Consider the following 9,751-nt stretch of genomic DNA (forward strand, 5'->3'; position numbering starts at 1 on the left):
CGACCAGATCTAAATAGCCGCGGATCTGGGGTCTTAATCATCAAAAGCGATGCGCCGACCGGCCCGACACCCGGAATTTGGGCCAGGCGCCTGCTGCATTCATCGGAGCGATGCAACGCGGTCAGTTTTTCCTCGACCGCCTTCGTTTCGGCAAGCAAGTCGCGATACTCAACGCCATGCATGGCAAAANGCTCGCGGGCCAATGCAGGCAGGGATTGATCAGCCGCAATCCGCTCGAGCAACGGTTCGATGCGGCACATGCCCTTGGCTGCGGCTATGCCGAACTCCATGGCAAAGCCGCGGATGGCATTGGCGAGCTGCGTTCGATTGCGAATGAGTCTCTCTCGCAAACCGACCAGCATCAATGCCGCTTGCTGGTCCGCAGTCTTCACCGGCACAAACCGCATTGTGGGTCGGCTCATCGCCTCACACAAAGCCTCTGCGTCCGCCGCGTCGTTCTTGCCGCGTTTTACATAGGGCTTTGCCAATTGAGGCGCGATCAATTTCACCTCATGACCGAACGAACCTAACAGCCTCGCCCAATGATGAGAACCTCCGCAGGCTTCGAGTGCGATGGTAGTCGGCGGCGTTTTCTCGAAGAATTTCACCATCTCCCTACGCGAAAGCTTCTTGCGAAGGACTGGTTGCTCGACTGCGTTCACGCCATGCAATTGGAAAACGCTCTTTGACGTATCCATGCCAATTCGGATAATCTCTTCCACGGACGGTTTCCTTCGATTGAGCTTTCAACGAACTCATTCTGGCACATTGCGATGCCGTTAGGAGCCATCCACCCCAACACAACAGGAGCGAGCGAGCAAACGGTGCTGATACTCCGGCAGCACATCCCTCCGGGTTGGAAACACGATATTGGTTTGCAAACGTCCAGCTTTTCACAGGACGACACCAGTCGCGCTTTTACGATCTGGTACCGAGAAAGCGTTCCTGGCGGCACACTTTCTCAATTGAATCCAACGGAGATTGAAGGTCAATATCGGGTGGCGACCAGGTCTTCTTCCTCGTCGCGCTGCCTGCCACCCAACGCCGCGGCAGCAGAGGAAATGAAGGCTCCAATCAATAGCGACAGGGCGCCAACAAGGGCAGTGGTGGCTGCTGCCTTCCGCGTCTTGTCCAAGGCTTCTTGAGTTGCGACCTTGGCATCCTCGATCTGCTTCAGAACTGCGTCGACTCTGGCACGGGCATCCGCTTCAGAAAGATTGGTGCGTGCTGCGACGATGCTGGCGATATAGGTTTTGTCGTTATCTGGCACCTCGCCCCGCGCCGCTCCCTGCAGCAGAATTCTTGCGATTTCCGCGCTTGCCGCTCCATCCTCTTCACGCGCCCGCTGGGTGACCTGTTGAGGCCGAAGCAGCGCGTCGGTGAAGTAGGACGTTGAAAGGTCGGTTCCGTCACGCGAAACCGCGCTAGCGGCCCCCGCTGCGATGCCCGCCGTATTGGCAGCAGTGCCCACAGCGCTCGCCCCTGCTCCGGCAAGGGACGTCAAGGACGACGCCAGAAACCCTGCCACGAACAGCGTTGCCAAAGCCCAACTGAGAAAGCCGTGGGCGGTATCACGAAAGAAAACTTCGTCGGTGTGAGCCGCAGCCCACTTCGTTCGAAGTCGCCCCGTAAGATATCCTCCGAGGGCAGCAGATAGCCACTGAACAACAACGAGCCAGATCGCTGCGGACACGCCGACCGTTGCGGCCGAGCTGTTTTCGCCAGACCACGGCGACACCATCGTCAAGCCCATTCCCGATCCTACCAAAAGGAGAATGAGTGTGATTCCCGTCGCAGCAACGGCGCCGCCGATGATTGGACCCCAGGCGAGCGCAGACGTGGGAGACTCGACCGGGAGAACGTCAGTTACTTTACTTTCGCTTAGAGACATTCTGGCCTCCTACCGCATGAAGAGGACGAGCAGGATAACGATCGGCAGTGGGATGCCGAGAAGCCAGAGTAAAATACCTCGACCCATCTGAATAACCTTTCATAAGACACTCTTGCACGCTTCGAACGCTACGCCCCAGACATTGTTCCCTTTACCAGTTAACCTCGTTGCCCGCCCGGCAAGGGCGAGATGCTTGCGCTTGAGCGTTCGCAGCTCCGTGAAGAGACCACCGTTGACGGCTGTATGCCGGCGCCCACTGCGATTGAGGGAAAGGCAAGGGGAGGGATCCTTATCCTGCCGGACTGGGCGGCGGCCGAACAGGCGTTGCTAGCCCGGCCGATCGCTATTCTGGTCTCAGCCGCCGCGAAGTTCGATGATCCTGAATGGTAGCCTTGGTTGCTTGTGGGAACGGTTGCTGAGCTTGCCGGGATCGTGACACTGGAGCCGTCCATGTGTCACGTCAGGGCCGCCGCATGAGGCGGGCCGACTTGTCCATTTTCTGCGGCGAGATCTTTTCGCCCGTGTTTTACAAGCGGCGAAATTGGCGCGAGTTAGACTGTTGTGCCGGCATCAGCCGTTTCTGGCGGCGAAGCCGACGCGAGCATGGTCACGGGGACCGCCGAAAAGAACAATGAAGAATGCGCGTTGATGATCCGGCCGGACTCAAGCTTCAGGAGAGGGCCGTCGATATCAGCCACACGCTCGGTGAACCGAACCTCGTTCCATCCGTCCGAAGTGCCTTCAATCAGAGTGAAATTGTATCCCGTGCCGATATCCAACATGTCGTTTCCCCCTTCGGCCAAGGTGACACAGGAAGCTCTGGTGTCAAGGCTCGAGTTCAGGAACGCCAGAAGCAGGGTTTCAATGGCAAAAACGCCTGCGCGGCGCCTTTGCCGGCGCTAGGCTGCCGACCGTCCGACTGAATTCGGCTGGATGGCCAAGCAAGTGCCTTTCCAGCAGGGACATTGGATTCCTCTGTGCGTTCCGCCTCCGCACCAGAGGAGAAAGTAATGTCAGACGACAAATCGAAGCGGGGTCAGGTTGACCGCAGTCGCGCTTCCGCAAGCGAACCTTATGAAGTTGCCTACTTCGCGAAGAAGCACGGGATTTCCAGCGAAGATGCAAAACGCATCATTATGCGGCACGGGCCAGATCGCGATGCTGCCGACAAGGCGGCATCAAGACTCAAGTAAATGACCCATACAAAAAGTGCCAATGATCGATGGCGTATATCGGGGAGCGCGTGCCGATGACCAACGAGGAGAGAGGTCCGGCCGCGTCAACGCTGCTTGACGAGGGGGGGCGGACCGCTGCGTTGGAAGGGATGGATCACACCAAGTTGCACTGCACTCCCAAGAGCCAGGACGCTTCTCTTTCGCCTTTGATGGCGAAATTTTCCCGCGCATTCGGCCATAGGAAATGCGGCGTTGCATTGGCGATCACTTCGAACGGAACAAACGTCGGTCGACAAGGTTTGGGGGCATCTGATCCTATAAGTGGAGGCTTCCATGTCGAACGAACCAATCCCACGAGAAAGCGGGCAGGGGCCGATGGCCACACCCGCGGCGGTGTCCCAATCCCCCAGCCAACCTGCAGTTGGAGAGATCTCCGTCGAGACTTTGAAAGACAAGGTTTCCGACGATGTCGAATCCGTGACGGGTGCTGTCCGGCAAGGAGCCGATATGGCGATCGAGAAGGTAAGGGGAACAGTCTCGCAGCAGAAAAACTTCGTAGCCAACCAGGTAGGCGGTATTGCCAGCGTTCTGGAGAAGGTTGGCTCGGAACTCGAGGGCTCTGATCAGAGTGAGATCGGACGGTATGCAAGGCAGATGGGCAAAAGCGTTCAACGCATTGCGAAGGATCTTGAAGGCAAGGACCTCGGCGCGGTTGCGACGATGGCGGAGGACTTCGGTCGCAAGCAACCACTGGCATTTCTGAGCGCTGCTGCGCTTGCGGGTCTCGCAGCCAGCCGTTTTCTGACTGCCACGGCCAACCGATCGACGAAGGTTGGCAAGGGCGAAGCCGCTTCTGAACGCACCATAACCAAGGAAGGTCGCCCAAATGGCTAGAACCTCTGAAGATACAACGCCGCTGTCAGAACTGGTTGGAGGCCTGGTTGCCGATGTTACCGGTTTGCTACGCAAGGAAATCGACCTCGCCAAGACCGAAGCATCAGAGAAACTGTCGCGTGCACTTAACGGAATTGAAGTTCTGATCGTCGGCCTTGTTCTCGCAATCGGAGCAGTCGGAGTTCTTTTGAGTGCAATTTTGCAGGGGCTTGCCGCCTTCCTGGTTACCCAAGGCATTGCTCAACCAACTGCCAACGCGATTGCAGCATTGCTCGTCGCGATTGTTATCGGCGGGATTGCCTGCGCGATGGTCTCGCGTGGAATTGGCGCATTGCGTGCGACCAATATGAAGCTGGATCGCACAACGACGTCGATTCGCCGCGATGTCGATGTTGTAAAGGAGAAAATGTAATGGCCGCATCCTCAGAAAAAAATTCCGCCGAACTCCAGCGCGAGATCGATCTCGATCGTCGACGTATCGAGGATCGGCTGGACGCAATCCAGGAAAGAATGTCGCCCGGCCAAATCGTCGATGAGGTTCTTGCGTATGCAAGAAACAGCGGTGGCGGCGAATATGTCGGCAATCTCGGCAATGCCCTGAAGGCCAACCCTCTTCCGGTCGCTCTCATCGGGGTAAGTCTTGCCTGGCTCATGGCAAAGCAGGGGACGTCCCCTACAATTGAGAAGCCGACGCAAATGCTTGCTCAACCTGAATACCCGCTCTACCAAGCCGAAGGTGCTGTTCGGCGTATTAGCGCCCCTGAGGTCAGCGATGGCGCCCTTTACAGTCACTTTAGTGACAGTACTGGCAAACGCGTGAAAGCTCTGACAGACGAGTCGGGGCGACGCGCTGGTCACTTTTTGGATGATGCAGGAAATGCCTACAGGGGTTTTGCAGACAGAACCGGGAAGCATATCACACAGATAGTGGACGAAACCGGCACCTTGCTGGACGAGGCGTCAGGCTGGGCTTCGCAAAAGTGGGACCAAGCAAAAAGCATTGCGGGCGATATGACCGCGCGTGCGTCAGACGCCGCGAGTTCGCTTTCAAACAAAACTTCGTCCGCAACTGGCGCATTCCAGGAACAGGCAGGCAAACTGAACCAGGCCATCCTCACCCAATTCCGTGACCAGCCGTTGGTTGGCGGTGCACTTGCTTTCGCGGTCGGGGCCGCGATCGGCGCCGCGCTCCCTTATACCGAGACGGAAGACGAATTGCTTGGTGAGACATCGGACACCGCAAAGGAAGCCGTTACTGCCCAGGCGAGCGAGGCTATTGCCGAGGGGAAAGCCATCGCATCCGACGCCTACGACAAGGCGCTCGCAGCAGCATCCGACGTGCATGATGCGGTCAAGGATCGGGTGGTCGATGAGGTCAAGACCTTCGAAGCCCGCTTGGGCAGTGGCACGCACCAACAGCCGTAGACTTCAGGGCTTCGGGGTGGGGCCTGCCCAGCAATAGCCGGGAGGGATTTCAGAAGAACAGGGCGCATAGCCGCGATGGCGCTGTCATCCCTGCAATGCCTTAATCTATAAACACATGACTACGCGATCGCCGCGCCTGCTATTTCGTTGGTCGCCGGGAAGGTTGCCGACGTTTTAAGCACATTCCTCCGGCAAGCCGGCAAGGGGAAAACGGCGTCAAAAGAAAGCATCCAGCCATTTTGCGGTCACTGGGTCGTGTCGTTCGCGTCAGCGAGGTCGTTCATATCCAGATTGCCTCCGCCACTCGTGAAGATCGATCATCATCGGACGTCATCAGGAATGCTGGCTCCACGGGACGTAACAGCACCAGTCCAAGGGACATGTCGTGGACTGGTTTGAGTCCAAGGCGCGTCGGTCGGTCTTCAGGGAGAGCTGGCAGCCAGGGCTTGCTGTAAGTCCTTGCTGCTCAGGTTGGGATTGCGGTTGAATAGTTCGATCGCCACGGCGGCCGCCGCACGGCCGCGCTCGCTTTCGGGGTCGATGTCGTTGGACTGGCACCAAGATTTCACGGCTTGGGCAAGGGCTTCGAACTCGCGGTCTGAGTAGTCCATCATGTCAAGAAAGTTGAAAGGCACATCCCTCGCTCCACCAGAGGCAAGAGCACGTCTGATCTCCCAACCGGCCTTTGCCCGGTACCCGATAGCCGGCGGCCACATTATACTCGCAGTGCCTTCCAGGTTCTATGTCTGCTTGCGTACGAAACGGTGCGAAACGGCGACTTCTCGGCTGCGGTCATCCCTGACCGAATGGCGATGCCCCAACCTTGACGTCGAAATTTTGGCTACAGCCGCGACCCCGTCGAAATCAGCATGTGGCTCTGAAGTGTGAAGCCCGCTCGTTCGCGGGCTTCGACATCAGTCAGTGCTTGCCCTTGTGACTTCCCTGCCCTCCTTTGGAGCGCTGGTCGCTTGCCTTGCTGCTGCGATCTGAGCTGTCCTGATCATTGCGGGTCATTGATGCCTGCTTCGTATCAGAATTTTTATGGCTCTGTTTGCCGGCCTTAACGTGCTGCTCGTGAGAACCGCCTTGCGATGCCATGTCGTCTACTCCTTGGTTGAATGGCGAGACCGACAATGGATAGCGGTCTCGTTCCACCTAACACCAAGGTTGTCGGTCTGTTCCTTCACAAAAACCGAAAAAAGCGGATCAACAATCGCAACTGCGACCCTTGTCGCTGGCGAAATTGCGTTTCGGGTTTCCAACGTTTTGAAAACGTCTTGGCATGGCGATTCGACCGACGGCCTCCGCCCTGGCTGCACGGCCCTTGGTGGGCGCGCTCTAATCGAGAAGTTCCGATGGTACTCAACCGCCGTTTTCCGCGAGCCTCCCCATCAGCGTCTTGTGCAAGAAGATGTTCATCGTTGCACTGTCATCCTTATCGCCGCTAAAGCCGAGCTCGGTCGCCAACTCCTTTCGTTCCTGAATGCTGGCGTCCATTCCGATTGCTTTCATGAGGTCTACGAACCACTCTCGCCAATCCAGCTGTTGTCCGGACTTTCTTGCGGCCCCGCCTGTCGCAGGATCGGTGACAATTGGAGGACGTTCGGAAATCTAGTCTGACATTGGTGCCCCCGGACCGGGAGGCGGTGGCGTTTCCAGTTCATCCGACCTCGTAGAATTGGAAGGCGCAGCGGTATCGGGAAACGACTTTGCAGGCGCGTCCCGGGCGCTACCGAGTAGTGCGTGGCTTATACGGTCAAAGATACCATTGAATTTTTCCTCCACTGGCACAATGACATCCCGGTTTGACGAACACTCGGGAAGCCTCCTGTTCCGTCACCATGGCAGCTGGACACTGATCAACCTGTCGTCAGCCTTCGCCACTATTCGAGCTTGCCTTTGCTTCTTCCAATTTGCGTCCGGAACACTTTCAGTTGCGGCTGGAAACCAAACGACGATCTTTTAGTTAAGGCAATAATGTTCCACTCGCTCACATGTAACGAGGATAAAGGATGAGTCCCGAGATCAGTCCATCGCCCGGAGTGGTTCAAGACCGTTATCGCACCTTGATGGACGCTATCAGCGACTATGCAATCTACATGCTGGATCCCAATGGGTATGTCAGGAGTTGGAACACCGGCGCGAACAAGTTCAAGGGGTATACGGACGATGAGATTGTCGGCGAGCATTTCTCGCGATTCTATACTCCAGAGGACCAGGAAGCGGGCCTGCCGGCGCGGGCATTGCATTTGGCCACGCAGGAGGGGCGGTTCGAGGAAGAGGCGTGGCGCGTTCGAAAGGACGGCACGCGCTTTTGGGCACATGTTGTGATTGACCCGCTTCGCGACAACGGACAGTTGATTGGCTTTGCCAAGATCACAAGGGATTTGTCAGAGCGTAAGCGCGCAGAAGAGGCCCTCAGGCGCAGTGAGGAGCAGTTTCGCTTACTCGTTCAGGGCGTCACCGATTACGCGATCTACATGCTCAGTCCCAAGGGATATGTTTCGAGCTGGAACGTCGGGGCCCAACGTATCAAAGGCTACACGCCCGAAGAAATTATTGGTCAGCACTTTTCACGGTTTTATACCGACGAGGACAAGGCGGTAAATCTTCCCGCCCGAGCCCTTGAAATAGCAGAGCGCGAAGGTCGGTTCGAGCGAGAAGGATGGCGCCTGCGCAAGGACGGGTCGCGATTTTGGGCGAACGTCATCATCGATGCGATCCGCTCCGAGGGCGGAGAACTCATTGGATTTGCAAAGGTGACTCGCGACATCACGGAAAAGCGCCAGGTCGAGGAGGCCCTCGCCAAGGCGCAGAGAGACCTGTTTCAGGCTCAGAAAATGGAGGCTGTCGGCCAGTTAACGGGTGGGGTCGCACATGACTTCAACAATTTGCTCATGGCCATTCTCGGCAGCCTTGAGATTGCTGAAAAGCGAGCCGCCGCGGGGCAGGACGTGGCGGGATTGATCAAAAATGCCATACAGGGCGCCAAGCGCGGAGCATCGCTGACACAACGGCTTCTTGCTTTTTCCCGAAAACAGGAACTGGAATTGCAGCCGGTTGACATCCCCGATCTCGTCCGAAGCATGACGGACATGCTTCGGCGGTCGCTTGGCCCAATCGAAATCAACACGAATTTTCCCCTTGGTCTGCCGAACGTTCAGTGCGATCCGAACCAGTTGGAGAATGCACTCGTCAATCTTGCGCTCAATGCCCGCGATGCCGTTTCGTCGGACGGTGAGATCACGATAGGGGCAAAGCGGCATTCGGTTGCGACCGGGGATCGCAGCGAGTTGAAACCCGGCGATTATATCTGTCTGTCAGTGACAGACAATGGGGAGGGAATGGACGACGAAACACTGGCAAACGCAACGGCACCATTCTTCACGACGAAAGGTGTCGGCAAAGGAACAGGACTGGGCTTGTCCATGGTCCAGGGCTTGATGGCGCAAAGCGGAGGACGCCTTGTCCTTCACTCAACCAAAGGCGAGGGCACGTGTGCCGAGCTGTGGCTTCCAACGGCCGGAGGCATCCACGAAGTGGCGAAAACAAATCAAGCAGAAGATAAGGTTGCCATTCTCCATACCTACAACAGACCGCTCAATATTCTCGTGGTCGATGATGATCAACTCGTCTTGACGAATGCAGTCTTGATGATCGAGGATCTCGGCCATGCGACGACGCCTGCCCAATCCGCTGAGGAAGCGCTGAAGATTCTTTCCGAGAACAGCAATTTCGACCTCGTGATTACGGATCATGCGATGCCAAAAACGACCGGGTCCCAGCTGGCAGGGATGATTGAGCAAAAGTGGCCTGGCCTGCCAGTCGTACTGGCAACCGGCTATGCAGATCTTCCGCAAGGCGCGGATCGCACAGTCGCGCGATTGCCAAAGCCCTATTCACAAGCACAGCTGGTCGTGGCGATTTCGCAAGCGGTCGAGCCATAGCGAGGCGCGCACCGGCGAGGAGCCCGTGTTGCAGGCTCAACTCGCTGCGCCCGCCGCCCATAAAGGCATCGTGATCTCTTGTTTAGTCGATCGTGAAGAACTCGCTTTCAGGCAGGTTGTTGCGGCATCGGTCGGCTCTGGAACGTGAGGAAGAGTGCGGCGAACAGACACAAAAGTTGCCTGAACCATCGCAGCAGGAGGGAGAAGTTGTATCCGGCGGCGGCCAGAACGGAATTGACGGCGTCCCCCTGTTCGCCAGCGAGATAATTCCGGTCCATTCTGTGTTCGCTCTTGAGGTGTCCAATGACGGGTTCGACCGCCGATCGTCGTCGCATCTGGCGCTTGATGGCGGGCGTGAGACGGCGCTTCTGGCCACTGGTGAAGACCCTCAGCTTGTGACTTTCGGGAGCATTATGGCC

Annotated in this window: 11 protein-coding genes and 1 pseudogene; 5 read left to right on the plus strand and 7 right to left on the minus strand. The window is 57.2% G+C overall.

The genetic code is table 11. The features are described from left to right. The 3 genes from AF71_RS30785 to AF71_RS30795 form a co-directional block, all read right to left on the minus strand. A partial coding sequence (locus AF71_RS30785) for an IS110 family transposase (RefSeq protein WP_169683340.1) occupies positions 1 to 722 on the minus strand: 722 nt, incomplete at its 3' end. A gap of 266 nt (positions 723 to 988) precedes the next feature. Further along, a complete protein-coding gene (locus AF71_RS30790; protein WP_029792720.1) occupies positions 989 to 1,891 on the minus strand; it encodes a membrane protein in 903 nt (300 codons plus the stop codon). Between the two features lie 551 nt (positions 1,892 to 2,442). Next, a complete protein-coding gene (locus AF71_RS30795) occupies positions 2,443 to 2,673 on the minus strand; it encodes a hypothetical protein (RefSeq protein WP_029792718.1) in 231 nt (76 codons plus the stop codon). Positions 2,674 to 2,901: 228 nt separating this feature from the next. Here AF71_RS30795 and AF71_RS30800 point away from each other — a divergent pair, with 228 nt between their 5' ends. The 4 genes from AF71_RS30800 (at position 2,902) to AF71_RS30815 (ending at position 5,385) form a co-directional block, all read left to right on the plus strand. Beyond that, positions 2,902 to 3,084 (plus strand): DUF3606 domain-containing protein, encoded by a 183-nt coding sequence (locus AF71_RS30800; RefSeq protein ID WP_029792717.1) that lies wholly within the window; start codon positions 2,902 to 2,904, stop codon positions 3,082 to 3,084. A gap of 315 nt (positions 3,085 to 3,399) precedes the next feature. Further along, entirely contained in the window at positions 3,400 to 3,960 is a 561-nt protein-coding gene (locus AF71_RS30805) for a hypothetical protein (RefSeq protein WP_049809263.1), read from the plus strand. After that, positions 3,953 to 4,372 (plus strand): phage holin family protein, encoded by a 420-nt coding sequence (locus AF71_RS30810; RefSeq protein ID WP_029792707.1) that lies wholly within the window; start codon positions 3,953 to 3,955, stop codon positions 4,370 to 4,372. The genes AF71_RS30805 and AF71_RS30810 overlap by 8 nt, the downstream gene beginning before the upstream one ends. After that, complete coding sequence (locus tag AF71_RS30815; protein ID WP_169684490.1) at positions 4,372 to 5,385, plus strand: DUF3618 domain-containing protein; 1,014 nt, start codon at positions 4,372 to 4,374, stop codon at positions 5,383 to 5,385. The genes AF71_RS30810 and AF71_RS30815 overlap by 1 nt, the downstream gene beginning before the upstream one ends. Positions 5,386 to 5,807: 422 nt before the next feature. Here AF71_RS30815 and AF71_RS30820 read toward each other — a convergent pair whose 3' ends face one another. From AF71_RS30820 to AF71_RS32080, 3 genes and pseudogenes are all read right to left on the minus strand, one after another. After that, positions 5,808 to 6,020, minus strand: coding sequence for a hypothetical protein (locus AF71_RS30820; RefSeq protein WP_162745734.1), 213 nt, complete (start codon positions 6,018 to 6,020; stop codon positions 5,808 to 5,810). Between the two features lie 283 nt (positions 6,021 to 6,303). Further along, entirely contained in the window at positions 6,304 to 6,483 is a 180-nt protein-coding gene (locus AF71_RS30825; RefSeq protein ID WP_025662646.1) for a hypothetical protein, read from the minus strand. Between the two features lie 264 nt (positions 6,484 to 6,747). Beyond that, positions 6,748 to 7,170, minus strand: a pseudogene (locus AF71_RS32080) (DUF3597 domain-containing protein). Between the two features lie 227 nt (positions 7,171 to 7,397). On the opposite strand from AF71_RS32080, the gene AF71_RS30835 reads away from it, so the two are divergent. Then, positions 7,398 to 9,332, plus strand: coding sequence for a PAS domain-containing sensor histidine kinase (locus AF71_RS30835; RefSeq protein WP_049809264.1), 1,935 nt, complete (start codon positions 7,398 to 7,400; stop codon positions 9,330 to 9,332). Positions 9,333 to 9,439: 107 nt separating this feature from the next. Here the strand turns inward: AF71_RS30835 and AF71_RS30840 are convergent. Next, the coding region (locus AF71_RS30840) for a transposase (protein WP_210258451.1) at positions 9,440 to 9,751 on the minus strand (312 nt) is incomplete at its 5' end.

This window comes from Rhizobium sp. 57MFTsu3.2, assembly GCF_012932765.1.
In the GTDB taxonomy this organism is placed as follows: Bacteria; Pseudomonadota; Alphaproteobacteria; order Rhizobiales; family Rhizobiaceae; genus Rhizobium; species Rhizobium altiplani.